22 protein-coding genes and 1 pseudogene are annotated in these 24,821 nt (G+C 61.8%); 5 read left to right on the top strand and 18 right to left on the bottom strand.

Annotated features, from left to right (window positions below; all coding sequences use genetic code 11):
- The 16 genes and pseudogenes from ACK5NW_RS00345 to ACK5NW_RS00270 all read right to left on the bottom strand — a co-directional run.
- A pseudogene (locus tag ACK5NW_RS00345) lies at positions 1–316 on the bottom strand (cell division protein FtsZ); the annotation flags it as partial.
- Between the two features lie 22 nt (positions 317–338).
- Positions 339–3,851, bottom strand: coding sequence for a chromosome segregation protein SMC (smc, locus tag ACK5NW_RS00340; protein WP_416924260.1), 3,513 nt, complete (start codon positions 3,849–3,851; stop codon positions 339–341).
- 257 nt (positions 3,852–4,108) lie between these two features.
- Positions 4,109–5,059: a DMT family transporter gene (locus ACK5NW_RS00335; protein WP_416924259.1), complete on the bottom strand. Its 951-nt coding sequence runs from the start codon at positions 5,057–5,059 to the stop codon at positions 4,109–4,111.
- A 24-nt stretch (positions 5,060–5,083) separates the two neighbouring features.
- Complete coding sequence (locus ACK5NW_RS00330) at positions 5,084–5,737, bottom strand: hypothetical protein (protein WP_416924258.1); 654 nt, start codon at positions 5,735–5,737, stop codon at positions 5,084–5,086.
- Positions 5,738–6,420: 683 nt separating this feature from the next.
- Complete coding sequence (gene typA, locus ACK5NW_RS00325) at positions 6,421–8,250, bottom strand: translational GTPase TypA (RefSeq protein WP_416924257.1); 1,830 nt, start codon at positions 8,248–8,250, stop codon at positions 6,421–6,423.
- A 45-nt stretch (positions 8,251–8,295) separates the two neighbouring features.
- Positions 8,296–9,147, bottom strand: coding sequence for an alpha/beta fold hydrolase (locus tag ACK5NW_RS00320; RefSeq protein ID WP_416924256.1), 852 nt, complete (start codon positions 9,145–9,147; stop codon positions 8,296–8,298).
- Positions 9,134–10,111 carry a tRNA pseudouridine(55) synthase TruB gene (truB, locus tag ACK5NW_RS00315; protein ID WP_416924255.1) on the bottom strand — a complete coding sequence of 326 codons (978 nt, stop codon included), beginning with the start codon at positions 10,109–10,111 and terminating at the stop codon, positions 9,134–9,136. The genes ACK5NW_RS00320 and truB overlap by 14 nt, the downstream gene beginning before the upstream one ends.
- Positions 10,112–10,489 carry a 30S ribosome-binding factor RbfA gene (rbfA, locus tag ACK5NW_RS00310; RefSeq protein WP_416924254.1) on the bottom strand — a complete coding sequence of 126 codons (378 nt, stop codon included), beginning with the start codon at positions 10,487–10,489 and terminating at the stop codon, positions 10,112–10,114.
- Positions 10,490–10,559: 70 nt separating this feature from the next.
- On the bottom strand, positions 10,560–13,403 hold the full coding sequence (gene infB / locus ACK5NW_RS00305; protein ID WP_416924253.1) for a translation initiation factor IF-2: 2,844 nt from the start codon (positions 13,401–13,403) through the stop codon (positions 10,560–10,562).
- Positions 13,404–13,427: 24 nt separating this feature from the next.
- Positions 13,428–14,912, bottom strand: a complete 1,485-nt coding sequence (gene nusA / locus ACK5NW_RS00300; RefSeq protein ID WP_416924252.1) for a transcription termination factor NusA — start codon at positions 14,910–14,912, stop codon at positions 13,428–13,430.
- Positions 14,913–14,971: 59 nt separating this feature from the next.
- Positions 14,972–15,529 (bottom strand): ribosome maturation factor RimP, encoded by a 558-nt coding sequence (gene rimP / locus ACK5NW_RS00295; protein WP_416924251.1) that lies wholly within the window; start codon positions 15,527–15,529, stop codon positions 14,972–14,974.
- Between the two features lie 318 nt (positions 15,530–15,847).
- Positions 15,848–17,155, bottom strand: coding sequence for a TRAP transporter large permease (locus ACK5NW_RS00290; protein WP_416924250.1), 1,308 nt, complete (start codon positions 17,153–17,155; stop codon positions 15,848–15,850).
- A 9-nt stretch (positions 17,156–17,164) separates the two neighbouring features.
- Entirely contained in the window at positions 17,165–17,731 is a 567-nt protein-coding gene (locus ACK5NW_RS00285) for a TRAP transporter small permease subunit (protein ID WP_416924249.1), read from the bottom strand.
- Positions 17,721–18,734 carry a TRAP transporter substrate-binding protein DctP gene (gene dctP, locus ACK5NW_RS00280; protein ID WP_416924248.1) on the bottom strand — a complete coding sequence of 338 codons (1,014 nt, stop codon included), beginning with the start codon at positions 18,732–18,734 and terminating at the stop codon, positions 17,721–17,723. The genes ACK5NW_RS00285 and dctP overlap by 11 nt, the downstream gene beginning before the upstream one ends.
- A gap of 369 nt (positions 18,735–19,103) precedes the next feature.
- Positions 19,104–19,874, bottom strand: a complete 771-nt coding sequence (gene cysE / locus ACK5NW_RS00275) for a serine O-acetyltransferase (RefSeq protein WP_416924247.1) — start codon at positions 19,872–19,874, stop codon at positions 19,104–19,106.
- A 14-nt stretch (positions 19,875–19,888) separates the two neighbouring features.
- Complete coding sequence (locus ACK5NW_RS00270) at positions 19,889–20,803, bottom strand: RNA methyltransferase (RefSeq protein ID WP_416924246.1); 915 nt, start codon at positions 20,801–20,803, stop codon at positions 19,889–19,891.
- Positions 20,804–20,847: 44 nt separating this feature from the next.
- On the opposite strand from ACK5NW_RS00270, the gene ACK5NW_RS00265 reads away from it, so the two are divergent.
- The 3 genes from ACK5NW_RS00265 to ACK5NW_RS00255 are packed head-to-tail and all read left to right on the top strand — an operon-like array spanning position 20,848 to position 21,741.
- Complete coding sequence (locus ACK5NW_RS00265) at positions 20,848–21,177, top strand: pyrimidine/purine nucleoside phosphorylase (protein ID WP_416924245.1); 330 nt, start codon at positions 20,848–20,850, stop codon at positions 21,175–21,177.
- A 14-nt stretch (positions 21,178–21,191) separates the two neighbouring features.
- Positions 21,192–21,566 carry a hypothetical protein gene (locus ACK5NW_RS00260; RefSeq protein ID WP_416924262.1) on the top strand — a complete coding sequence of 125 codons (375 nt, stop codon included), beginning with the start codon at positions 21,192–21,194 and terminating at the stop codon, positions 21,564–21,566.
- Positions 21,478–21,741 carry a GNAT family N-acetyltransferase gene (locus tag ACK5NW_RS00255; protein ID WP_416924244.1) on the top strand — a complete coding sequence of 88 codons (264 nt, stop codon included), beginning with the start codon at positions 21,478–21,480 and terminating at the stop codon, positions 21,739–21,741. Before ACK5NW_RS00260 ends, ACK5NW_RS00255 begins: the two co-directional genes overlap by 89 nt.
- 48 nt (positions 21,742–21,789) lie before the next feature.
- On the opposite strand, the gene ACK5NW_RS00250 is transcribed toward ACK5NW_RS00255, so the two are convergent.
- Positions 21,790–22,254 (bottom strand): hypothetical protein, encoded by a 465-nt coding sequence (locus ACK5NW_RS00250; protein ID WP_416924243.1) that lies wholly within the window; start codon positions 22,252–22,254, stop codon positions 21,790–21,792.
- Positions 22,255–22,383: 129 nt separating this feature from the next.
- Positions 22,384–23,436 carry a UDP-N-acetylmuramate dehydrogenase gene (murB, locus tag ACK5NW_RS00245; protein ID WP_416924242.1) on the bottom strand — a complete coding sequence of 351 codons (1,053 nt, stop codon included), beginning with the start codon at positions 23,434–23,436 and terminating at the stop codon, positions 22,384–22,386.
- 51 nt (positions 23,437–23,487) lie between these two features.
- Between murB and ACK5NW_RS00240 the strand changes: the two genes are divergently transcribed.
- Together ACK5NW_RS00240 and ACK5NW_RS00235 are read left to right on the top strand one after the other, a co-directional pair.
- On the top strand, positions 23,488–23,973 hold the full coding sequence (locus ACK5NW_RS00240) for a YajQ family cyclic di-GMP-binding protein (protein WP_416924241.1): 486 nt from the start codon (positions 23,488–23,490) through the stop codon (positions 23,971–23,973).
- Positions 23,974–24,084: 111 nt separating this feature from the next.
- Positions 24,085–24,747, top strand: coding sequence for a retropepsin-like aspartic protease family protein (locus ACK5NW_RS00235; protein WP_416924240.1), 663 nt, complete (start codon positions 24,085–24,087; stop codon positions 24,745–24,747).
- The last annotated feature ends 74 nt before the right edge of the window (positions 24,748–24,821 follow it).

Here is a 24,821-nt window from a genome sequence, read left to right as displayed (position 1 = left end):
GCACGGCGTCGCCCGAGACCACGCGGCCGTCGAAGGCAATGGGGGCCAGCACGTCGATCAGCGCGTCCAGCCGCGGGCGGCGCTCCAGCGGCGGCACCGGGCCCAGCGGGGCCAGGGCGCCGGGCGTGTCGTCCAGGCCGGGCTCGCCCCGGCTGCTCCCGGCGTCCGGCTCGGCATCGCTCTCGGCCGCGGACGGGCGCTGCTCGGGCAAGGGCTGGCGCGGCGTGTGGCGGCGGGCGTTCCAGGTCTCCCAGGCGATCACGCCACCCAGCAGCAGACCGCCGGCCACGGCCAGGCCCACCTGCAGCGCGCTCACGGGGCGAACCTCCGGCGTGCGTTCATGCCTCTGCCATGCCCAGGGCGCCTTCCATGTCCACCGCGACGATGCGGGAGACGCCCTGCTCCTGCATCGTCACGCCAATCAGTTGCTCGGCCATTTCCATGGCGATCTTGTTGTGGCTGATGAAGAGAAACTGTGTGTCCTGCGACATCTTGGTCACCAGCTTGCTGTAGCGCTCGGTATTGGCGTCGTCCAGCGGCGCGTCCACCTCGTCCAGCAAACAGAACGGCGCCGGGTTGAGCTGGAAGATGGCGAACACCAGCGCAATGGCGGTGAGCGCTTTTTCACCGCCGGAGAGCAGGTGAATGGTCTGGTTCTTCTTGCCCGGCGGCTGGGCCATGACCTGCACGCCGGAGTCCAGAATCTCTTCGCCGGTCATCACCAGCCTGGCCTGTCCGCCGCCGAACAACTCGGGGAACATGCGGCCAAAATGCTCGTTGACGGTGTTGAAGGTGCCACCCAGCAACTCGCGCGTTTCACCATCGATCTTCTTGATGGCGTCTTCCAGCGTGGTCATGGCCTCGGTCAAATCGGCCGATTGCGCATCCAGAAACTGCTTGCGCTCGCGCGCGCTGGTCAGCTCGTCCAGCGCCGCCAGGTTGACCGCACCCAGCGCCTGAATCTCGCGGTGCAGGCGGTCGATCTCGCCTTGCAAGCCACTCAAGCGCACATTGCCTTCGGCAACCGACTGTTCCACCGCCGCCAGATCAGCCTGGGCGTCGGCCAGCAATTGGGTGTACTGCTCAGTGCCCAGCCGCGCGGCCTGCTCTTTCAATTGCAGGTCGGTGATGCGCTGGCGCAGCGGCTCCAGCTCGCGCTCAAACCCCAAGCGGCGCTCGTCGCTGGCGCGCAGTTTGGTGGTCAGATCGTCATAAGTGCTGCGCAGCGCGCCCAGGCTTTGCTCGCGCTCCAGCTTCAGGCCCAAGGCGGCTTGCAGGCCAGCTTGGGCTGAAGCATCGGTCAGGCGCGTCAGCTCTTCCTGCGCGCGCTGGGTTTCGGTTTCAATGGCGGTGCTTTGCTGCGCGGCGGTGTCGATGGTGCGGGCCAGCTCGGCACGGCGTGCTTCCAGGCTGCGCTGGGCAAACGTGGCCTCTTGCGACTGGCGCTCCAGCGTACGCAGCTGCTCTCGCGCTTCGGCCAGTTTGCGCTCGGACTCGATCACACGCTCGTCCAGTTGAGCATGGCGCTCTTGTGTGTCGGCCAGTTGCATGTCCAGCTCTTCAAAGCGTGCTTCGGCAGTGACGCGGCGCTCTTGCAGCGCCTCCAGACTGGCATCGACCTCGGCCAGATCGCCCTCAATTTGCTCGCTGCGCGCGCGGGCTTGCTCGGCCAGTTGCTGCAAGCGCAGGGTTTCAACCTGCGCCTCGTGCGCGCGCTGGCGGGTTTCGGCGGCTTCGCTGCGGGTGGTGGACAGGCGTTGCGAGGCATCGCTGTACGCCGCCTCGGCCTTGACCAGGGCGTTGCGCGCTTCTTCGCTGATGAGGTGTTGCGCGCGCTGCTGCTTTTCCAGGTTTTCGATTTCCTGCTGGCGCGCCAGCAGACCTGCTTGCTCAGAATCAGGGGCATAAAAACTAACGCTGTGCGCGGTGACGCAGTGGCCGCTTTGCACGTAGATGGCATCGCCCGGCTGCAACTGGCTGCGCTGGGCTAGGGCATCTTCCAGCGATGCAGCGGTGTAGCAGCCACCCAGCCAATCGGTGAGCAGCGCTTTTTGCCCCGCATCGGCCAGGCGCAGCAGGTCAGCCAGACGCGGCAGCTTGGCCGCACCTTCGGGCGCGCTGGCGCTGGGCGGGCTGTAAAAGGCCAGTTTGGCCGGTGGCGCATCGGCGGCAAAGGCACGCACCATGTCCAGGCGGCTGACTTCCAGCGCGCTCATGCGCTCGCGCAGCGCGGCTTCCAGCGCGTTTTCCCAGCCGGGCTCGACGTGGATGCGGCTCCACAGGCCCTGCAAACCGTCCAGTCCATGCTTGGCCAGCCAGGGTTGCAGTTTGCCGTCGGTTTTGACTTTGTCTTGCAGCGTGCGCAGAGCCTCCAGCCGCGCGGTCAGGTCGGCCTGCTTGCCGCCTTCGGTGTTGACGGCCTGCTGCGCAGAGCGGCGCGCCTCATCCAGCTGCGGCACGCTGTCTTGCAACTCGTGCAGGCGAGCGTCGGCCACCTCGGCGGCTTCCTGCGCTGTGCTCAACTGGGCTTGCAGATTGACCAAACGTTGCTCATCGGGGGCAGCCAGCGCCTTGCGATCGGTGTCGAGGCGCTCGCGCCGCACGCCCAACTGGCGCGACTGCTCCTCGATGCCGCGCTGTTCGGCCGCCAACACCTGAATTTGTTGCTGCACCTGGGCCACCGAGCCGCGTTGCTCAGCCGACTTACCCTGGGCCTGATGCAGCGCATCCTCCAGATCGGGCAGTTGCAATTGCTGCTCTTCCAGTTGCGCGGCCAAGGTGATGGACTGGTCTTCAGCCGTTGCGCCCTGCTCGACCAGGGTTTCGATCTCGGCCTCGGCTTCGGTGCTGCGGGTAAGCCATTGGGCAATTTGCTCTTGCAGTTGCACCAGGCGGTTTTCGGCACGCTGACGGCCTTCAACCACGAAGCGGATCTCGGCCTCCAGCCGCCCCACTTCGGCGCTGGCTTCGTACAAATGCCCTTGTGCCTGATTGACCTGATCGCCCGCGGCATAGTGCGCTTGGCGAATGGTTTCCAGATCGGCCTCGACGTGGCGCAGATCGGCAATGCGCGACTCCAAATCGTTGGCGGCTTTTTCGGCATCCACCTTGAGCTTGCCCTGACCCTCGTCGGCCTCGGCGCGCTTCAAAAACCAGAGTTGGTTTTGCTTGAGCTGCGCGCCCGCTTGCAGGCTTTGGTACTGCTGCGCCACCTCGGCCTGCTTTTCCAGCTTTTCGAGGTTGTTGTTCAGCTCGCGCAGAATGTCTTCTACCCGCGTGAGGTTCTCGCGCGTGTCTGACAGTCGGTTTTCGGTCTCGCGGCGACGCTCTTTGTACTTACTGACGCCCGCTGCTTCTTCCAGAAACAGGCGCAGCTCTTCCGGGCGGCTTTCAATGATGCGGCTGATGGTGCCCTGGCCGATGATGGCGTAGGCGCGCGGGCCAAGACCCGTGCCCAAAAACACGTCCTGCACGTCGCGGCGGCGCACCGGCTGGTTGTTGATGTAGTAGCTGCTGCCGCCGTCGCGCGTGAGCACGCGCTTGACCGCAATCTCGGTGAACTGGCTCCATTGGCCGCCGGCGCGGTGATCGGCATTGTCAAACACCAGCTCCACCGACGAGCGTGACGCAGCCTTGCGCGACGTGGTGCCGTTGAAGATCACGTCCTGCATCGACTCGCCACGCAGCTCGCTGGCCTTGGACTCGCCCAGCACCCAACGCACCGCGTCCATGATGTTCGATTTGCCGCAGCCGTTAGGCCCCACCACGCCCACCAGTTGGCCCGGCAGCATGAAATTGGTGGGTTCAGCGAAAGACTTGAAGCCCGAAAGCTTGATGGAATTAAGACGCACTGGCGCAAGACCTTGGGCAGACCCGCAAGGAGAACAAACAGAACCGCCGATGATACCGTGCAGCCACCCGCCAGGCGGGCCATCACCGGGCGTGACGAACGTGGGTTACAGGACGTGACGGGAGTTTGCTGCCTCAGACACAAAGCCCGCCATCCCATCTGTACGGACAGCAGCTTCAACACGCGGCACCGTGTGTATCAGCGGCGACCCAAGCATCCAAATCAAGCAGCCACACCTGTGGTGTGAGGTGATGCCGCTCACGCAGGCCCCAGCGGTACCTGCTCATCACGCGAGGCGTTGCGCCAACCCACCCATTCGTTGCCCAGCAGCGCGCCCAGAACCAGCGCGCCACCTTGCAGCACCTCGGGCCTGGGCGCTTCGCCCGCCAGCCACCACACCAGCAAGATGCCGAACACCACTTCCAGCAGCGCCAACAACGACACCTCGGCCGCAGGCAACACCTGCGCGGCCAGCACTACCAGCACGCAGGGCACGGCCAGTTGCATCACACCCAGCAGCGACAGCCAAGCCAGATCATGCGCTGTGGCCTGAAGCGGCCACGCCAAGGGCAGCGTGAACGCCGCCGACAGCACCCCACCCAGCAAAACGGCGGGCACCAGGTTGATGGATGCACCGCGCGCCTGACTGCGCTGCACCACCGTCCAGTTGATGGCCGCCCCAATGGGCACGCCCAACGCCACCACCGAACCTAGCCATTCTGTAGAGGCAGCAGCACCGCCCTCACCCAGCCGCCCGGCAAACATCCAGCCCATGCCCACGCCCGCCAGCACAATCGCCACCCAGGTGCGCGCAGGCAGGCGGTGCCCGGTGGCGACACGCGACAACAACGCCGTCAGCAACGGCCCCAGCGCCATGGTAACCAGCACGCGGGCCACGCCAGTCATGGTCAGCGCCACCATGAAGGCGGTGAACATGGTCGCCCAGCACAGCCCTGACAACCAGAATGCCCAACTGCGCCACGGGAAACGTGCAAATACACCCGAACCCTGCCAAAAAGGAAAAATCACCAACAGCGCCAGCGCATTGAAAAAACTACGCCAAAACGTGATTTCAAAGCCCTGCGCGGCCTGTAGCTGGCGCGTCACCACCCCGACGATGGACCACAGCAGCGTGGCCAGCACCATCACCCAGGCCGCGCGGGCGTGGCTCCAGGCAGGTGCGTGGGCGGCGGTATTGAGCGTGGTCATGAAGGTGCTTTTCAATGCACCTGTTTAGGACGCAGGTAACTTTTCATAATGCGCCCGCGCAGCCTCAAGCAAAGGCTCGGCATCGTATTGCCACCACCAACCGCGATAGCCCCGTCGAAGTGCCAGATCAAATTCGGTGGATTCATCCAACACGGCGCTCACCCGGTCTCCAGCAGGCCACGTATAGATGCGAGGGATTTGCCCTGCATGGTTTATCGACTTCAAATACGGTGTTGGCCCGTGTTGCACGACATAGCGCACCGTCTGCTCAGGCACAGACACCTTGGCCCAGGTCAGCAGCGCTTGTGGCATGCACCATGCAAACCCGATGCCCACCATGCCTGCGCAAAACACTTTGGCCAACCCCAGTTCATGCGGTATCACCTGTCGGTGCTCAGGCAATGCGTGATCGGGCCACATCCACAGCCATGCCGAACATGCCGCCGCCCCACCTGCGCCCCAAACCAGCCAGGGCGCAGGCGCGGTCGTAAAGAAATCAGCGCTGGTCCAGAAATAAAGCGCTGTGCTGAGCAGGACAAGCACCGCCACTGCGCCCAAAACAGCGCGTATGCGCGGATAGCTGTTCAGATCCAACCCCGCATTTTGCGTGCCACGCCCGTCAAAAGGCGGCAACGGCACGTCCAGCGCCTGCAAGGCCATCATCAATGGCCTGGTCATCAGGTTGTGCTTTTGAGCTTGCTGGTTTTCAGGGTGTCTCCAACTTGCCCAGCCATAAGTTTTCACCGACGCGCGCAGCGGTGGGCTGGTTTGGCCCATCAGGCTCCAGTTTGCTGGCACCACGTAGCGCATGCCGTGACCCCAGGTGAGGCGAGCAACCGGCAACTGCCCCAAGCCGTTTGGCATCTCAGCCCACTTTGGGCGAATGCGTTCAGCACGCACATCATCCAAATTCAGGCGCCAATCCAAAAGGTGCTGCAAAACTGGAATATTGGTGCGGTAACGCAGTTCATGACGGCTTAACTCAAGTCGTCCGCGCGATGGCAACACCATGACAAGCCATACAAGCAGTCCAGCAGCCAGCGCCTGAGTCAAGAGTTTGATCCAAAGCCAGGGCTGTTGGAGAACCACGGCCTCGAAGGCTTTCAAATACCCTTGCACGCCCCCACCAGCACGATCGGCAAGCAGCGCTGGGAGTACCACGGGCAAGGCTATGAATGTCCCACCAAACAGCCAAGGCAACCATTTTGAAAGCTTGCGTTGCAAAGGCGTCGCGTCAAAGCGGTTTTCGTTGGGCACAAAAACCAGCACATCATCCCGCGCTGAGCCGAACGTGCCCATCGGCGTTTGAAATGGTGTACTCATGGATGTCTGCGGCATGCGTGGCTGTGCTGCAGCTCTTGTCACGCCCCTTCACGGCTGGCCCGCTTGCGCTCGTGCTCTTTCAGGTGGCGCTTGCGCAGACGCACGCTCTTGGGGGTGATTTCGACCAGTTCGTCGTCCTCGATGAATTCAACGCCGTATTCCAGCGTCAGTTCGATCGGCGGGGTGACCTTGATGGCGTCTTCCTTGCCGCTGACGCGGAAGTTGGTGAGCTGCTTGGTGCGCGTGGCGTTGACCACCAGGTCGTTGTCGCGGTTGTGCACGCCGACGATCATGCCTTCGTACACCGGGTCACCGGCTTTGACGAACATGCGGCCGCGATCGTCCAGCTTGCCCAGGGCGTAGGTGAAGATTTCACCGTCGTCCATGCTGATGAGTACGCCGTTCTTGCGCCCACCAATGTCGCCCTTGTGCGGCTCATAACCGTCAAAGATATTGCTGATCAGCCCCGAGCCGCGCGTCAGGTTCAAAAACTCGTTGCTGAACCCGATCAATCCGCGTGCCGGAATGCGGTATTCCAGCCGCACGCGGCCGCGGCCGTCCGGCTCCATGTTGACCAGCTCGCCCTTGCGCTCACCCAGCGCCTGCATGACGCCGCCCTGGTGGCCTTCTTCGATGTCGGCGGTGACCAGCTCGATAGGCTCGCTCTTTTGCCCGTCAATGTCGCGAAATACCACGCGCGGCTTGCTGACGGCCAGCTCGTAGCCTTCGCGGCGCATGTTTTCCAGCAGGATGGTCAGGTGCAGCTCGCCGCGGCCTGAGACTTCAAAAATTCCGTCCTCGTCGGTCTCGCTCACGCGCAAGGCGACGTTGCTTTGCAGCTCTTTTTGCAGCCGGTCCCAGATTTGGCGACTGGTGACGTACTTGCCCTCGCGCCCGGCCAGCGGGCTGGTGTTGACGCAGAAGTTCATGGTCAGCGTTGGCTCATCGATATTCAGCATGGGCAGCGGCGCGGGCTTGAGCGGGTCGGTCACCGTCACGCCGATGCCGATGTCGGCAATGCCGTTGATCAGCACGATGTCGCCCGGCCCGGCCTCGGTCGCCTGCACACGGTCCAGCCCTTGAAATTTGTGCACCTGGTTGATGCGACCCTTTAGCGTATTGCCGTCCGGCCCTTCCATCACCAGCACGTCCATGCCAGGTTTGAGCGTGCCCGCATTGATGCGCCCCACGCCAATACGGCCCACGAAGGTGGAAAAATCCAGCGCCGAGATTTGCAGTTGCAGCGGTGCACTGGCGTCGCCCTGGTGTGGTGGCACATGTTTGAGGATGGTTTCAAACAGCGCCGACATGTCCGGCCCCCATTGCTCGCCCGCCTCGCCTTCTTGCAGCGACGACCAGCCGTTGATGCCCGAGGCATAGACCACGGGAAAATCCAGTTGTTCGTCAGTGGCACCCAGTTTGTCGAACAAGTCGAACGCGGCGTTGATCACCTTGTCGCAGTTGGCCCCCGGCTTGTCCACCTTGTTGACCACCACGATGGGCTTCAGGCCCAGGGCCAGCGCCTTCTTGGTAACAAAGCGGGTTTGCGGCATGGGGCCTTCTTGCGCGTCGATCAGCAGCAGCACGCCATCGACCATCGACAGCGCACGCTCCACCTCGCCGCCAAAATCGGCGTGGCCGGGGGTATCGACGATGTTGATGTGCATACCGTTCCAGGACACGGCGCAGTTTTTGGCCAGAATGGTGATGCCGCGCTCGCGCTCGATGGCGTTGTTGTCCATGACGGTGTCTTCCACCTTCTCATGCGCGGCAAAGGTGCCCGACTGGCGCAGCAGTTGATCGACCATGGTGGTCTTGCCGTGGTCAACGTGGGCGATGATGGCGATGTTGCGAACTTGCTTGGTCATAACTGATTAAAAAGAATCATGAAAATTGGATGAACACAGAATTCATTACCGGACACATGCCGCCGATTGCGCACGCAGCCAGCGGTGCAAGGCCACGCCCAATGCGGTGGGCGCATCCAGTTGAATCAGGTGGCCTGCCCCTGCAATGCGCTCCAGCGATGCCCCAGGAATGACCGCTTGCAGCGCCTGGCCGCGCGCCAGCGGGATCCAGCTATCGGCTTCGCCCCAGATGATGTGGGTCGGTATAGCGATGCTGGGGTACAGCACTTCGATGTCTTGCGTGAAACGCTGATCGGCCTGTGCAATCTGACGGTAAAACGCCTGCTGTCCCGCTGGACTCAGCCAGGGACGACACAGCGCTTGCAGCACGTGCGCGGCCAAGGGCTGGTGCGCCGCGCTTTGAATGTAAGCCTGCACGCAGGCTTGATGAATGTGCGGTGGCAGTTGCTCAAAGACGGCATGGTTGTCCGCCACCAGCCGGAAAAACGGCGACCCCCATTCGCCCAAGGCCACCACATCGACCAGGCACAGCGAGCGGTACGCAGCACCGTGCACCAGGTGCGCCCGCAAAGACACGGCCCCGCCAAAATCGTGCGCCACCACATGGGCCTGGCCTTGCAGACCCCAGTGATCCAGCAGACACGCCAACACCTGGCCTTGCACGTCCAGATCGACGGCATGGTCAGAGTGCATGGACGACAGGCCATACCCCGGCATGTCCCACAAATAGACCGAGAAGTCATGGCTCAATGCCAAGGCAGCTTCGCGCCACAGCCATGACGACCACGGCGTGCCGTGGCAAAACACCACAGGCTGCCCCGCGCCAAGCCGTGTCCAGGCGATTTCCCGCCCTTGCCAGTGCATGCGCTGCGTCAAAGTTGTTTCACTGTTGGTCATGCAGGTGCTTGGTGGGGTTTTGCAGCAAGGTTTGCTGAATCTCGACGGGGCTGAGCAGGCGGCCTGGTATCAGCTCGCCCGCTTTGACGTGGGCCGTGCCCAGCAATGCATGGGGGCTGGCACCAAACACGGCCACGCGCTCGGCGTCGGGCCAGTCGCCGCGGCGGCGCATGCCGCTTAAAAAACGGCCTGCGTCATCTTCAGCCAGCGTCACCGTTTGATGACCTGACAACAGCACCTGCGGCGCTTGCAACTGGGCCAGACGCTCGGCATCGCCCATGGCTTCCAATGCTTCTAGCGACACGCATTGCGCCGCACTGAACGGCCCGGTGAGCACGCGCCGCAACCGCCTCAAGTGACCGCCGCAACCCAGCGCAGCGCCAATGTCTTCGCCCAGCGTACGGATATACGTGCCTTTGCTGCATTTAACTTCAATATTGATAGCTGCCTGCGCAGATGTATCAAGCGTTAAATCCAAATTAAGCGTATAAATTTCAACCTCGCGCGGAGTGCGTTCCACCTCAACACCTGCACGGGCGTATGCGTACAGCGGCTTGCCGTCTTTTTTAAGCGCGCTGTGCATGGGCGGCACTTGTGCGATACGGCCCGTAAAGCGCTGGCACACCGCCTCCAGTTGTGCAAGCGAGATGTCGGGTACCGGCTGGGTGTCGATCACATCGCCTTCTGCATCGCCGGTGCTGGTGCGCACGCCCAGGCGCAGCGTGGCCTCATAAGTTTTATCGGCGTCCAGATGGCCTTGACTGAACTTAGTGGCAGCGCCAAAGCATAGCGGTAACACGCCAGTGGCCAGCGGATCCAGCGTGCCGGTGTGACCCGCTTTTTCAGCGCGCAGCAGCCACTTGGCTTTTTGCAGCGCCTGATTGCTGGACAGGCCCAGCGGTTTGTCGAGCAGCAGCACCCCATGCACGGGGCGACGCTGCACCCGTGCACGAGTGGCAGCCATTCAAGCAGGCCCCTCGTCCTTGGAGCGAGAAGCCACGGCTTTGGCGATCAGCGCGTTCATGTCGGCCGCCCGTTCGGTGGTGCGGTCGAAGATGAAGTGCAGCGTGGGTACGGTGTGAATGTGCAAGCGCTTGAACAGGCCATTGCGCAAATGGCCTGCGGCGTGGTTGAGCGCTGCTTCAGTCTCTGCCGTATCGCCTGTCAGCACGCTGAAAAACACCTTGGCATGTGCATAGTCGGGCGTCACTTCCACTGCGTTAATGGTCACCATGCCCACGCGAGGGTCTTTCAACTCGCGCGCGATCAGCTCCGACAGATCGCGCTGGATCTGGTCGGCGATGCGAAAGCCGCGATTGGGTGTAGAACTCTTGCGGGGCATGGCGGGCACCGGAAGCTATCAAACAAATAGCTGCCAGCGCATGCTAAGAAAGCGCTGACAGCCATTTTGATTACAAGCTCCGGGCAATCTCCTTGATCTCGAAGAACTCCAGTTGGTCACCCTCTTTGATGTCGTTGTAGTTCTTGAGCTTGATACCGCACTCAAAGCCCTCTTTAACTTCCTTAACGTCGTCTTTGACGCGCTTGAGCGATTCCAGCTCACCGCTGTAGATGACCACGTTGTCGCGCAGCAGACGGAAGTGCGCGTCGCGCCGCACCAAACCGTCGGTGACCATACAGCCGGCCACGGTGCCGATTTTGGAGGCCACGAACACGGTGCGGATCTCGGCCATGCCGATGATTTCTTCCTTCTGCTCGGGTGCCAGCAGGCCGGACATGGCGGACTTCAGCTCATCCACGGCGTCGTAGATGATGTTGTAGTAGCGGATTTCGACGTCGTTGGCCTCAGCCAGCTTGCGCGCACCGGCATCGGCGCGGGTGTTGAAGCCGATGATGATGGCCTTGGAGGCAATACCCAAGTTGACATCGCTCTCGCTGATACCGCCCACGCCGGTGTAGACCAGCTGTACCTTGACCTCGTCGGTGGACAGCTTGAGCAACGATGCACCCAACGCTTCTTGCGAACCCTGCACGTCGGCCTTGATGATGATGGGCAGGGTCTTGACCTCGCCCGCCGTCATGTCGGCAAACATGTTCTCCAGCTTGGCCGCCTGCTGCTTGGCCAATTTGGTATTGCGGAACTTGCCTGCGCGGTAAGTGGCAATTTCGCGCGCGCGGCGCTCGTCGGCCAGCACCATGAACTCATCGCCCGCCTGCGGCACATCGCCCAGACCCTGAATTTCAACAGGAATCGACGGCCCAGCCGATTTGATGGCCTTGCCGTCTTCATCCAGCATGGCGCGCACGCGGCCCGAGGTTTGCCCAGCCAGCACCACATCGCCCACACTCAGCGTGCCCGACTGCACCAAGATGGTGGCCACCGGGCCGCGGCCTTTGTCCAGGCTGGCTTCCACCACCAAGCCTTTGGCAGCCGCGTCAACGGGCGCTTTCAGCTCCAGCACCTCGGCTTGCAGCAGCACCTGCTCCAGCAAATCATCAATGCCCTGCCCCGTCTTGGCCGACACGGACACAAAAGGCGCATCACCGCCAAACTCTTCGGGCACCACTTCTTCGGCCACCAGCTCGCCTTTGACGCGCTCCAAGTTGGCATCGGGCTTGTCAATCTTGTTGATCGCCACCACGATGGGCACCCCGGCTGCCTTGGCGTGCTTGATGGCCTCTTTGGTTTGCGGCATCACGCCATCATCGGCGGCCACCACCAAAATCACGATGTCGGTGGCCTGCGCACCGCGCGCGCGCATGGCCGTGAATGCCTCGTGACCCGGCGTATCGAGGAACGACACCACACCGCGCGGCGTATCGACATGGTAAGCGCCAATGTGCTGGGTAATACCACCGGCTTCGCCCGCCGTGACCTTGGCCTTGCGGATGTAGTCCAGCAAAGAGGTTTTGCCATGATCGACGTGCCCCATGACGGTAACCACCGGCGGGCGCGGCAGCGCGTCGGCCTGCTGGTTTTGCACTTCTTCGTCGGTAAACGCTTCCGGGTCATCCAGCGCGGCCACCACGGCGGTGTGGCCCATTTCTTCAACCACGATCATGGCCGTGTCCTGGTCCAGCGGCTGGTTGATGGTGACCATCTGGCCCATCTTCATCAGCGCCTTGATGACCTCAGACGCCTTGATCGCCATCTTGTGCGCCAGCTCGGCCACGGTGATGGTTTCGGGCACGTGCACTTCAATCGCACGAAACTCCACTGCCGCAGCGGGCGCGGCGCTGTGCGCATCGCGGCCACGGTCACCCCGACGGCCACGGGGGCCACTGCGCCAGTTGTTGCGGCCTACGCCGCCGCTGCTGTCGCCACGGGTGGGAATGCCTTTTTTCTTGCCCGCATCACCCGCCCAACTGGACGACAGCTTGGCTGATTTGATTTCTTTTTGTGCCCCCGTCGTTGACGCACCGCCCGCTTTGCCTGCACCCGCCGGTTTGTGCAAAGTGCCTTTGGCAGCGCCAGACTTGGCATCTTCAGGCTTTTTGGCCACCAGCACCTTGCGCGGCTTGTTCATCATGGCGCGAATGGCCTCGGCTTCGGCCAGTGCCTTGCGGCGCTTGGCCTCTTGCTCTTTGACTCGTGCGGCTTCGTCTTCGGCGCTCGACTGCGCAGCCGTTTCTGGCTTGGCTTGCGGCGCATCCACCGCCGCCTTGTTGTTCGCCGCAGCAGGCGTGGCGGATGCAGCTTCTGCGGGACTTGGAGACTCAGGCACCGACGGAGCAGCCGCTTCAGCCGCCACAGCTTCTTTGGCCGAATCGGCAGATTCAGCAGCAGCGCGCTCTTGCTCGGCACGCAGGCGGCGTTTCTCCGCGGCATCTTCTTCTTGGCGACGCAGCAATTCGGCCTGGCGACGGGCTTCTTCGGCACGGCGCTCCTGCTCGACCGCATCAATCACCGATACCGCTGGAGCAGATGGTGCAGGCGGTGTAACAGGCACAGAAACTGGTTCGGGCGCAGCGGGTACAACTTCAGCCACCTCTTCATCGCGTTTGACGAAGGTGCGTTTTTTACGCACTTCAACCTGAATGGTGCGCGCCTTGCCGGTGGCATCGGCCTGTTTGATTTCGCTGGTGGTCTTTTTGGTCAGCGTGATTTTTTTGCGCCCAGCGCCTGCGGTGCCATGGCTGGTTTGCAAATAGCCCAGCAGCTTTTGCTTGTCGCCATCGGTCAGCGCGTCAGTGGCGGACTTTTTGGCCACGCCCGCAGCTTGCAACTGCTCCAGCAGCGTATCGGTCGGGCGTTTGAGTTCGTTTGCGAATTCGGCAACAGTGGTATTCGTCATATTCAGTAATAGCCTCCATGATCCTTACGCCTGATCGGCGAACCAGTGTTCGCGTGCTTTCAGGATCAAGGCCCGGGCTTCATCGTCGGGTTGCCCAGTGATCTCGGTTAATTCATCCACGGCCAGATCGGCCAGGTCATCGCGGGTTTGAATGCCAGCGCCCGCCAGCTTGTCGATCAGCTCAGGCGTCAGTCCTTCCAGGTCGCGCAAATCCTGCGACACCGACTCCACGCTTTCCTCGCGCGCAATTTCCAGTGTCAGCAAGGCATCTTTGGCGCGGGTTCTCAGCTCTTCCACCGTGTCTTCGTCAAACGCTTCAATCTCGCGCATTTCTTCGATCGGCACGTAAGCCACCTGCTCCAGACTGGTAAAGCCTTCTTCGATCAAAATGTCGGCGATTTCTTCGTCGACATCCAGCTTTTCCATGAACAGCTTGCGCGTGTCGCCGGTTTCTTCGGCCTGCTTTTGCGCCGATTCATCAGCGTCCATGATGTTGATCTTCCAGCCCGTCAGGTCAGACGCCAGGCGCACGTTTTGGCCGCCACGGCCAATGGCGATGGCCAGGTTTTCCTCGTCCACCACCACGTCCATGGCGTGCTTTTCTTCGTCCACCACAATGGACGACACATTGGCTGGTGCCAGGGCACCAATGACGAACTGCGCCGGGTCTTCCGACCACAGCACAATGTCCACGCGCTCGCCCGCCAATTCATTGGTGACCGCATTCACACGCGTGCCGCGCACGCCCACGCAGGTACCGATGGGGTCGACCCGCTTGTCGTGGCTGAGCACGGCAATCTTGGCCCGGCTACCTGGGTCGCGTGCACAGGATTTGATTTCCAATAAACCCTGCTCCACCTCAGGCACTTCCTGGCGAAACAGCTCGATCATAAATTCAGGGGCCGAGCGTGACAGCAAAATGGGCGCGCCGCGTAAGGTCAGATCGACCTCCATGATCATGGCGCGCACGCGGTCACCGCTGCGCAAATTTTCCTTTGGAATCATTTCGCTGCGCCGCAAACGACCTTCCACACGGCCAGACTCGACGATGATGTCGCCCTTGTCCATGCGCTTGACGGTGCCGGTAAAAATCTTCTCGCCCCGGCTCATGAAGTCGTTCAGCAGCATTTCGCGCTCGGCATCGCGAATCTTTTGCAGAATGACCTGCTTGGCCGCCATGGCACCGATGCGGCCAATGGGCACCGAATCAACCGGCTCTTCGATGTATTCATCCAACTCGATATCAGGGATTTGCTCTTTGGCTTCAAACAGCAAAATTTCCTGGTCGGGCAACTGCAAACCCGCCTCGTCGGGCACCACATGCCAGCGACGGAAGGTTTCGTACTCGCCAGAGTCGCGATCGATCGCCACGCGCAAGTCGACCTCACCTTCGTACAGCTTTTTGGCCGCCTGTGCCAAAGCCGCTTCGACAGCGCCAAACACCACATCCCGCTCGACGCTTTTCTCGCGGGAAATGGCTTCAACCAGCATCAACAGTTCACGATTCATGATTTCATCAACTCCAATACTTCGCAAATGAAGGCGCTCCAAGCGCTTTCAAACTGCCTCTAATTTTTTGCACGGCCTTTAAAGTCAACCACCGGTGCCAAACGCGCTGACTGCAACTCGTCCAGCGAAAAATCCAATGCCTGTTCGGGCGCAGGTGGGCGCTTGGCGCTGACCCGTTGACCTGGCTTTACTGACGGTTCGTCACGCCACACAATGCGCCAACTGCTGCCCTCCGCCTGCTGCAAAGTGCCGCGAAATTTTTTGCGATTGGCGCTGACCTGGCCCGCTGCCGCCGCACCAATGGACGCTTTGAGCACCAAGTCAACCTCATACCCCTCAAAACGCTCAAAGTCCTGCGGGCTGCGCAACGGACGATCAATACCGGGCGAAGACACCTCCAACCGCCGGTAGTCCACGTTGTCAACCTCAAGTACGTACTGCAACTGGCGCGTGACGCGCTCACAATCTTCGACCGTAATGCCCTGCTCAACTTCCTGACTTGAAATCCAGGGATGGTCAATCGTCACGCGCAGCAAACCACCGGTCGAGCGCTCCAGCTCTACCAGCTCAAAGCCAAGCCCGCGCACGGCATCTTCGACTGTGGTTTGCAGACTCACGTGATGAATAACTACCCGGTATAAAGTGTGAGTTCGCTCAGCGAACGGACAAAAAAAACGGGCGGCTAAAAAACCCGCCCGTTTGGTCGTGAATTAATGGAATTTTAGCACAATCTCCGGTGCAAAACGCTCTCGTAAGCCAGTGACAGCGACCCGCAGTCTTGTTCTGTTTATTCTCTCTGAGTGGCCCCACAAAATGACAAAACGAGGCGTTACGCTTGAGGCAGCGCACGATCGCAGATGGGTGCCACAGGTGCAGTTGAAGCACCTCTGGCCGTCTTGGCCGTGCTAGCCTTCAAAGCCGTACGCGCTTGAGCATCAGCCCATCACCTTGGCGGGCAGCCAGGTGGCAATCTCAGGGAAGATGCACAGGACGATGATGGCCAGCACCATGCACAGCATGAAGGGAAATGCTCCGCGCAAAATGGTGGGTAAGTTGACATCGGGCGTGATGCTGTTGATGACAAACAGGTTCAGCCCTACGGGCGGGGTGATCAGACCCAGCTCCATATTGATGGTCAGGATGACGCCAAACCAGATCGGGTCGAACCCGGCGGCCGTGACCACCGGCAGCAAAATCGGCGTGGTCATCAAGATGATGGCCGCCGGCGGCAAAAAACAGCCCGCCACCAACAGCAAGACGTTGATGGCCGCCAGCACCACCCAGCGATTGACCTGCATCTCGGCAATTGACTCGGCCACCGCCTGCGTCACTTGCAGCGAACTCATCATGTAACCGAACAGGATAGAGGTGCCGATGATCATCAGCAGCATGCCCGACTCGCGCAATCCATCGCGCAAGATGGCCCACAAATCGGCCGGACGCCACATGCGGTAGATCACCACCACCATCAACAGGCACAGCATGGCACCCACACCCGCCGCTTCGGATGGCGTGGCTATACCGCCGTACAGCGAATACACCACGCCGATGATGACGGCAATGAAAGGCAGCAGGCGTGGCAGCAGTTCCAGCTTTTCGCGCAGCGAATAAACACGCGCCTGCTCGCGCAGCGTCATACCACGCTTGAAGCTCAGAAAAATGGCCCAGGCCATGAACAGCCCCACCAGCAGCAACCCCGGCAAGATGCCAGCGATAAACAGGCGGCCAATCGACGTCTCCGACGCGATGCCATACAAAATCATGGTCACGCTGGGCGGAATCAGAATGCCTAGCGTGCCACCCGCCGCAATGGCGCCCGTGGCCAAATCGGCGTCGTAGCCGCGCTTGCGCATTTCAGGAATGCCCATTTTTCCGATAGCGGCACAAGTGGCAGGCGACGAACCCGTCAACGCCGAAAACAGCGCACAAGCTCCAATATTGGACACCACCAGCGAGCCGGGTACGCGGTACAGCCAGCGCGCCAGCGCCTCGTACAAATCGCTGCCCGCACGCGAACAAGCCACGGCAGCGCCCATGATCACAAACATTGGCAGCGACACCAGAGTGAAATCATTCAGCCCCGAGAAAATGGTTTCCGGAACAAAGTGCACGCTGCCCCAGCCATCAAAAATCAACATGAAGCCCAACGCCACCGCCCCCAGGCCAAAGGCAATGGGCAAACCAGTGGCCAGCACCACAATAGTGACCACAAAAATCAGCAGACCAATGATCAAAGGACTCATCAACGCGTCCTACAGACTTTCTTCTGGTCGCAAATTGAAGGGCAGCGCCCGGTGCGTCAGCACCAGCACGATCTGAGTCAGCATCTGCAAGCACAGCAGCCCCAAGCCCACCGGCACTGCCAGGTAAGGAATCCACACCCGCGCCCGCCAGATGGATGAAGTGGTCTGGCCACTGGTGTAAGCCTCGTGCCACCACGGCACCGAAGCCCAGAAAAACAGCGCGCAAAACATCAGTGCCACCAGATATCCCAACAAAAACAAACCACGCCGCGCCCCATGGCCCAGCATGAGCGGCAGCACATCCACCGCCACATGACCTCGTGTGAGCAAGATGTAAGGCGCGCCCAAAAAAGTGGCGGCCACGATGGCAAAGGTCACAAATTCGGTCTGCCAGATGGCCGATTGTCCCAGCGCAGCGCGCACAAACACCATCTGGCAAACCACGCCAATCGACAGCACGATCAGCCCCGCAGCCAGCACGCCCAATGCGCGCGATGCCGCATTCACTGCCAGCGCCCAGGCGGGCAGACGAGCACCCGCGGGCAGCGCAATCTCGGGCGCGTCGTTATTTGACACTCAGCGCCTTGTCGATCAGTTCTTTGCCGCCCGGCACCTTCTCGCCAAATTCCTTGTACGAGGTTTTCTGTGCCACGGCGCGCCAGGCTTCAAACTCAGCATCGCTCAACGTGATGACCTCGTCACCAGCTTTCTTGAAAGCCTCGACCATCTTGTCGTCCAGCTTCTTTGACTCGCCCGCAAAATAGGCTTGGGCCTTGATCGAGGCGGCTAAAATGGCCGCTTTTTGTTTATCGTCCAGCTTGTCCCAGGCGCGCTTGGAAATCAGTACCGGTTCATACATAAACCACAGCGCGTTGTCGCCAGGTGCCGTCACGCACTTGAGCTGCTCATACAGGCGAAACGACACCATCGATCCCGTCGAGGTGTCTGTGCCCGTGGCCACGCCTTGCTGCAACGCGTTGTAAACCTCGTTCGAGGCGATGGAGACAATCGACGCCCCAGCCCCCGCCCACATGCGCGCAAAGGTGGCCCCTGCGGATCGCACCTTCATGCCCTTGACGTCGTCCGGATTGCGAATGCACTTGTCCTTGCCGCCAAAGGCACCAGCCAGCCAGGCATCGGCCAGCACGCGTGCACCGCCTTCTTCCACCACCTTGCGGATGTCATCCATGAAGGGCGACTTGTTCAAACGCAAGGCGTGTTCATGACTTTTCACCAGCCCCGGCATCAGCGTGGCACCAAACTGCGGGTGAAAGCCCGAGGCGTAGTCCAGCGGAAACGAGGTCATGTCAATCTGCCCCGTCTGCATGGCCTTCCATTGCTCTTGCGCCTTGACCAAACTGGCACCTGGGTACACCTTGATCTGCACCCCCACCTTGGCGGCATTGACCTCGCGGGCAATCATTTGCACCATTTCGTCGCGCACATCGCCTTTGCCGCCCGGGAATTGGTGCGAAGCTTTGAGCGTGATGTCGGCCAACGCAGGCAGGCTTGCCAGCCCGGTCAATACGGCCAGCGCGCCGCGCGCCATGCGGCCCCAGACAGGTTGTGAATGTGGCATGGATGTCTCCTTGTAATCAGCCCCTCATCGCCCGCAGCCAACATGCTCAACGCACGCCTACGGGAGCTGGCCCCCACTCTAGTCAGTTGGTCACAGGGTTTGAATACAGGGAATCCATGAGAGCCTGAGGCATCGCGCTGCCTTTGTCAGCGCACTTGTGGTCGTTCTCAGAGCGTGTTCAAAGTCTCAGCGTGAGAGGTGTGGGATGCGGATCGGGATGGGCTGCAAGGCGCAAACCGCAGCGATACCTGGCGGTATCGCGAGCATTTGCAACGCAGCAGACCGCCCGAGGCCGCGCCTACATACCCGCGCAGAGACTTTGAACACGCTCTCAGTGCCTGGATCGGCATCCGGTCGACATCCTGCGCGCTATTTGCCCACAATCTCGTTCAGCTTCTCGGCCTCAAAACTTTCTTCGCGCGCGGCGTCTTGGGGCACGCAACCGGGATCGACCTGGCAGGCCAGTTTTTCGACCGCCTGCCACAGCAGCATGATTTGGTGCTCTTGGCTGGCGGTGCCATCGATCAGGCCGCGCAGGGCCTGGCTGACCGGATCGTCGTTTTGCGTCACGCCGTAGGCTGAAAAGCCTAGCTTGGCCGCCGCTTCTTCACGGCGGGCATCGGTTTCGGCGTGGATGATGCGCGCCGGGTTGCCCACCGCCGTGGCCCCGGCGGGTACAGGCTTGGTGACCACGGCGTTGGAGCCTATTTTGGCCCCATCGCCCACCTCAAAGCCACCCAGCACCTGGCTGTTGGCACCGACAATGACGCCTTTACCCAGCGTGGGGTGGCGCTTGCTGCCGCGTGCCAGCGAGGTGCCCCCCAGCGTGACGCCCTGGTAAATGGTGCAGTCGTCGCCTACTTCGGCGGTTTCGCCAATCACCACGCCCATGCCGTGGTCGATGAACACGCGCTCGCCAATGGTGGCACCAGGGTGGATTTCAATGCCGGTGAAAAACCGTCCCCAGTGCGAAATCCAGCGCGCCAGCCAGAACCAGCCGCGCTGCCACAGCGCGTGCGCTGCGCGGTGCAGCACCAGGGCGTGAAAGCTGGGATAAGAAAAAACCACATCCCACACGCTGCGCGCGGCAGGGTCGCGTTCGCGGATGGCCTGGGTGTAGGTACGGATTCGATGCCACATGATGGTTGGCGAGTCTAGCGCCCCTGCCTTTGCGGTGCGGACTTGGCGCGGGCAGCCGGGTCAGCCCGCGCAGGCCAATCGGCTTGAGCCGCCGTCTGCATGGCCTTGGCCATGCCGCGCAGGATATGGATTTCTTCCGGCGTAAGCTGGGCACGGTTGAACAGTTGCGCCAGCCGCGGCATCAGCTTCTTGGGCGCGGCGGGATCAAGAAAGTCCACCGCGATCAGCGCCGTTTCCAGGTGTGCCAGCATGGCGCTGACCTGCGCCGCATCGGCATGGCGTGCGGGCGCGTTTTGGGGGCGATGCCCGGGCTGCACCGTAAAGCCGCCCGCATCGCCAAAGCGCTGCACCAGCGCCTGCCGCCAGTCGTAGGCGATCAACTGCACCGCCGCCGCCAGGTTGAGTGATCCGTAGACCGGGTCGGTGGGGATGCTCAACGCCACGTGGCAGCGGTACACGTCTTCATTTTTCATGCCGTAACGCTCGGAACCGAACAGGAAGGCCACGCCTTCAGGCACCGCGTGTTCAGATGGAGACTTTTGTACCAAATCGCCATCTATCGCAAGCGCATCAAGCGCAGAAAGCTCTTGATTCAATAGCAAATCAAAGTGCGCGCGCGGCGCACGCGTGGGCGGGCCAAAGTCGCGCGGCGTCATAGCGGTGGCGCACAGGTGGGTCATGCCGTGCAGGGCGTCGTCCAGCGTGGGCACGCAGCGGGCAGCGGCCAGCACATCGGTGGCACCGCTGGCGCGCTCCAGCGCTTCGGGGCGCGTGAGCACATCCGCCCAGCGCGGGCGCACCAGCATCAGATCGTCAAAACCCATCACCTTCAACGCCCGCGCCACCGCGCCCACATTGCCTGCGTGGCTGGGTTCGATGAGTACAAAACGGGTGCGCGGCAGCGCGGCAGCATTGCTCATGGCATCCATTGTCGCCGCGCAGCTAACATCGGCGCTTTTGCCCAGCACGCGCCATGACGACTTCCAGCACCACGGTCAACATTCCCAACGTCACCCTTAACCCCCAGGCCAACGTCTACTTCGGCGGCCAATGCGTGTCACACAGCTTCACACTGGCCGACGGCACCCAAAAAAGCGCGGGCGTGGTACTGCCCGCCACCTTGACTTTCAACACCGGCGCGGCCGAAATCATGGAATGCGTGGCGGGCGGCTGCGACTACAAGCTGGCGGGCAGCGATGCATGGGTGCACTGCGGCCCCGGCCAGCAGTTCAGCATTGCCGCCAACTCGTCGTTCGACATCCGCGTGGCTGAGGCTTTTCACTACATCTGTCATTACGGCTGAGCCTGGCCTGAGCATTGCATGGACATCGCCCACTCGCCCCTACATCGGCACCCACCATCGTGCTGCGCGACCCGCGCCCTGGCGACATGGGCTGGGTCATCCGCCAGCATGGCCAGCGCTATGCTGAAGAGTTTGGCTGGAACAGCGACTTTGAGGCGCTGGTGGCCGAGATCGTGGCGGGCATGATGGAGCACCACGACCCCGCGTGGGAGCGCGGCTGGATCGCAGAAGTCAACGGTGAGCGCGCAGACTCGGTCTTTGTGGTGCGCAAAACCGCACAAGATACACAAGACGCGCCTGTTGCAGCACCCCCCCACAGCCCAGTTGCGTTTGCTGCTACTCACCCCCGCCGCCCGTGGCCTGGGTTTGGGTGGCCGCTTGACGGATGAGTGCATGGCCTTCGCCCGCGCCAAGGGCTATCGAAAGCTGGTGCTGTGGACACACGCCAGCCTGACCGCTGCGCGCAAGATTTACGCCCAGCGCGGTTTTGTGCTGACGCACAGCGAACCTTACACCGCCTTTGGGCAATCGCAGGTGAGCGAACAGTGGGAATTGGTGCTCTGACGCTCAAGGAAGGCTGCTTCGTCACGCCCATCTGAATCGACTTGCTGTCTACGCCCGCCCCGGCCCACCGGCCACCCAGCCCGTTTCAACGGCCACGCGGGTCAGCAGCACACGGCCAGGATGGTGCGCAGGCACATGCATCCGCAGGTGTTGCAACCCATACAGCAGCGCTGGCTCCCAGGCGTCTTCGAGCAGCCATGCACCGATGGCGTGGCACACGTCGGGCGGTAGATGCGGCAGCACTTGCGCGAGGGCCGTTTGCGCCCGCTCGGCGGCGTCAAAATCTGGTGCCGCAGCAAAGCGGGCCACAAAGCCCGCGCCGGCCAACGCGGTGATGCAGGCGCGGGCAGCGGCGTCATCGGGCAAGGTCAGTTGCGGGCGGCCACCGCCCACCGCAACATACAACGCGGCCTGTGCCTGGTCTGCCGTCAGGCCCGCGTGCTGCTGCATCAAGTCCAGCGCACGGGGCTTGTCGCGCACACGGCGCAGGCGAAACAGCTCAATGGCACGCATGGGATGGGAACGTGTGGCTTAGAGCGTGTTCAAAGTCTCTGCGCGGGTGTGTGGGCGCGGCCCCGGGCGGTTTGCGCCTTGCCATCCATCCCAATCCGCATCCCTCACGCTGAAACGTTGAACACGCTCTTACACCACCACCGGCTCCGGCTCCAGCCGGATGCCAAAGCGTTCGTACACGCTGGTCTGGATGGCTTTGGCCAGGGTCATCACCTCGCCGCCGGTGGCTGGGTTGTCTGGCCCGCCGCGGTTGATCAGCACCAGCGCCTGCTTGTCGTACACCGCCGCGTTGCCCACGCTTTTGCCCTTCCAGCCGCAGGCGTCGATCAACCAGCCCGCCGCCAGTTTGATGCTGCCATCGGGCATGGGGTAATGCACCACCTTGGGGTCACGACCAATGATGTCCTGGCACTGCTCGGGCGTGACAGTGGGGTTTTTGAAGAAGCTGCCTGCGTTGCCGATCACCGCCGGATCGGGCAGTTTGGCGCGCCGGATAGCCACCACCCAGTCAAAAATCTGGCGCGCACTGGGCCGGGCGATGCCGCTTTCCTGCGCCTTGCGCTGCAAGTCCAGATAGCCCAGCTCAGGCTTCCAATCATGCGGCAGCGCCAGACGCACGCGCAAAATCAGCGCCCGCCCGGCCAATCCCAAGCCACCGGGCTGCGCAGGCATGTGCTTGAACACCGAGTCGCGGTAGCCAAAGCCGCATTGCGCGGCGTTCAGCGTGAATTCCTCACCGCTTTGCAAGTCCACGGCATCCAGTTCGTGAAAACGGTCTTGCAGCTCCACCCCATAAGCGCCGATGTTCTGCACCGGGCTGGCCCCCACGGTGCCCGGAATCAGCGCCATGTTTTCCAGCCCAGGCAGGCCCTGCGTCAGCGTCCAGTCGACCAGGCCGTGCCAGTTTTCGCCCGCGCCAGCTTCGACGATGGTGTGGCGTGCAGTTTGCTGCACCACCCGGCGACCAGGCACCTCTATTTTCAGCACCACGGCTTTGACATCGCCTGTCAGCACCACGTTGCTGCCACCGCCCAGCACCAGCTTGGGCTGGGTGCGCAAATCGGCATCGGCCAGCACGGCGCGCACGTCGTCGGCACTGCGCACGCGCACCAACGTGGCTGCACGGGCGGCAATGCCAAAGCTGTTCAAAGGCTGCAAGGAAACCTGGCGTTCAACGAGCATGGGACAATTGTCGCATTCGACTTTGCCCCCCAACCAGAGAGGAAACAGCCCATGCCTTCTTTCGACACTGTTTGCGACCCCGACATGGTGGAAGTCAAAAACGCGGTGGAAAACGCAGCCAAAGAGATCGGCACGCGCTTCGACTTCAAAGGCACCAGCGCCGCAATTGAGCTGAAAGACAAGGAAATCACCCTGCTGGGCGACGCCGACTTTCAGTTGCAGCAGGTGGAAGACATTTTGCGCAACAAACTCACCAAACGCAGCGTGGACGTGCGCTTTCTGGACAAAGGCGCAGTGCAAAAAGTAGGCGGCGACAAGGTCAAGCAGGTGCTCAAAGTCAAAAGCGGTATCGCCACGGAAGACGGCAAAAAGATCCAAAAACTCATCAAGGAAAGCAAGCTGAAAGTGCAGGCCGCCATTCAGGGCGATGCGGTGCGCGTCACCGGTACCAAGCGCGACGACTTACAGGCCGTGATGGCGCTGCTGCGCAAGGACATGGCCGATTTGCCGCTGTCGTTTGACAATTTCAGGGATTGAAACATCCCCCCTGAGTCGCGCTCCCGCACGCCTTCCCCTAGGGGACGCGCTCAGTGCCGGGGAAACCCCGAACACGAGCGCCCTCGCAATTTCAGCTTGACGAACACGCCCATGGTCATTCAACTCTTGCGCTTTACACCATCCCTGCTGACACTGACGCTCTTGGCAGGCATGCCCGTCGCCCACGCTGCCGACAGCGTGTCGTTGCAAGGCATGCTGGGCAACAAGGCCTTGTTGATCGTAGATGGCGGCGCGCCGCGCACGGTGGCACCGGGCCAAACGCACCAGGGCGTGAAAGTGTTGTCCACCAGTGGCGATCAGGCCGTGGTACTGGTGGGCGGCGAGCGCCTGACGCTGCGCGTGGGCGAAACACCGGCCAGCGTAGGCAGCCATGCCACCACCAGCGGCGGCAACCAGATTGCGTTGACGGCCGATTCGCGCGGCCACTTTGTCACCCAGGGCAGCATCAACAACCGGCCCGTGCGCTTTATGGTGGACACGGGTGCCTCGCTGGTGGCCATGAGCCAGTCCGAAGCCGACCGCCTGGGGCTGGACTACAAAAAAGGTCAGCGCGTGCTGATGGGCACCGCCAACGGCACCTCGGCCGGCTGGACCATCACCATCGATACCCTGCGCGTGGGCGACGTCACCAGCTACAACGTCAGCGCCGTGGTCACCCCTGCCTCCATGCCCGTGGTACTGCTGGGTAACAGCTTTTTGAACCGCTTCAACATGCAGCGCACAGGCAGCCAGATGATGCTGGTCAGGCGCTGAAGTTTTACAAGTTCGCCAGGGAAAGCTTGAGCAACAAGTCTTGATTTTCCTTATGAAGCACCAGCGTGCTTGGG

It is taken from the genome of Ottowia sp. (assembly GCF_047975795.1).
Taxonomy (GTDB): domain Bacteria; phylum Pseudomonadota; class Gammaproteobacteria; order Burkholderiales; family Burkholderiaceae_C; genus Ottowia.
The sequence above is the reverse complement of the archived record's forward strand: the minus strand, read 5'-3'. Positions and strand labels throughout refer to the sequence as shown.

Excerpts from the sequence above, each read along its gene's own strand:
- ACK5NW_RS00335 (WP_416924259.1), bottom strand. The coding sequence starts at position 5,059 with ATGACCACGCTCAATACCGCCGCCCACGCACCTGCCTGGAGCCACGCC.
- ACK5NW_RS00330 (WP_416924258.1), bottom strand. The coding sequence starts at position 5,737 with ATGACCAGGCCATTGATGATGGCCTTGCAGGCGCTGGACGTGCCGTTG.
- typA (WP_416924257.1), bottom strand. The coding sequence starts at position 8,250 with ATGACCAAGCAAGTTCGCAACATCGCCATCATCGCCCACGTTGACCAC.
- ACK5NW_RS00320 (WP_416924256.1), bottom strand. The coding sequence starts at position 9,147 with ATGACCAACAGTGAAACAACTTTGACGCAGCGCATGCACTGGCAAGGG.
- truB (WP_416924255.1), bottom strand. The coding sequence starts at position 10,111 with ATGGCTGCCACTCGTGCACGGGTGCAGCGTCGCCCCGTGCATGGGGTG.
- rbfA (WP_416924254.1), bottom strand. The coding sequence starts at position 10,489 with ATGCCCCGCAAGAGTTCTACACCCAATCGCGGCTTTCGCATCGCCGAC.
- infB (WP_416924253.1), bottom strand. The coding sequence starts at position 13,403 with ATGACGAATACCACTGTTGCCGAATTCGCAAACGAACTCAAACGCCCG.
- nusA (WP_416924252.1), bottom strand. The coding sequence starts at position 14,912 with ATGAATCGTGAACTGTTGATGCTGGTTGAAGCCATTTCCCGCGAGAAA.
- ACK5NW_RS00290 (WP_416924250.1), bottom strand. The coding sequence starts at position 17,155 with ATGAGTCCTTTGATCATTGGTCTGCTGATTTTTGTGGTCACTATTGTG.
- dctP (WP_416924248.1), bottom strand. The coding sequence starts at position 18,734 with ATGCCACATTCACAACCTGTCTGGGGCCGCATGGCGCGCGGCGCGCTG.
- cysE (WP_416924247.1), bottom strand. The coding sequence starts at position 19,874 with ATGTGGCATCGAATCCGTACCTACACCCAGGCCATCCGCGAACGCGAC.
- ACK5NW_RS00270 (WP_416924246.1), bottom strand. The coding sequence starts at position 20,803 with ATGGATGCCATGAGCAATGCTGCCGCGCTGCCGCGCACCCGTTTTGTA.
- ACK5NW_RS00265 (WP_416924245.1), top strand. The coding sequence starts at position 20,848 with ATGACGACTTCCAGCACCACGGTCAACATTCCCAACGTCACCCTTAAC.
- ACK5NW_RS00250 (WP_416924243.1), bottom strand. The coding sequence starts at position 22,254 with ATGCGTGCCATTGAGCTGTTTCGCCTGCGCCGTGTGCGCGACAAGCCC.
- murB (WP_416924242.1), bottom strand. The coding sequence starts at position 23,436 with ATGCTCGTTGAACGCCAGGTTTCCTTGCAGCCTTTGAACAGCTTTGGC.
- ACK5NW_RS00240 (WP_416924241.1), top strand. The coding sequence starts at position 23,488 with ATGCCTTCTTTCGACACTGTTTGCGACCCCGACATGGTGGAAGTCAAA.
- ACK5NW_RS00235 (WP_416924240.1), top strand. The coding sequence starts at position 24,085 with ATGGTCATTCAACTCTTGCGCTTTACACCATCCCTGCTGACACTGACG.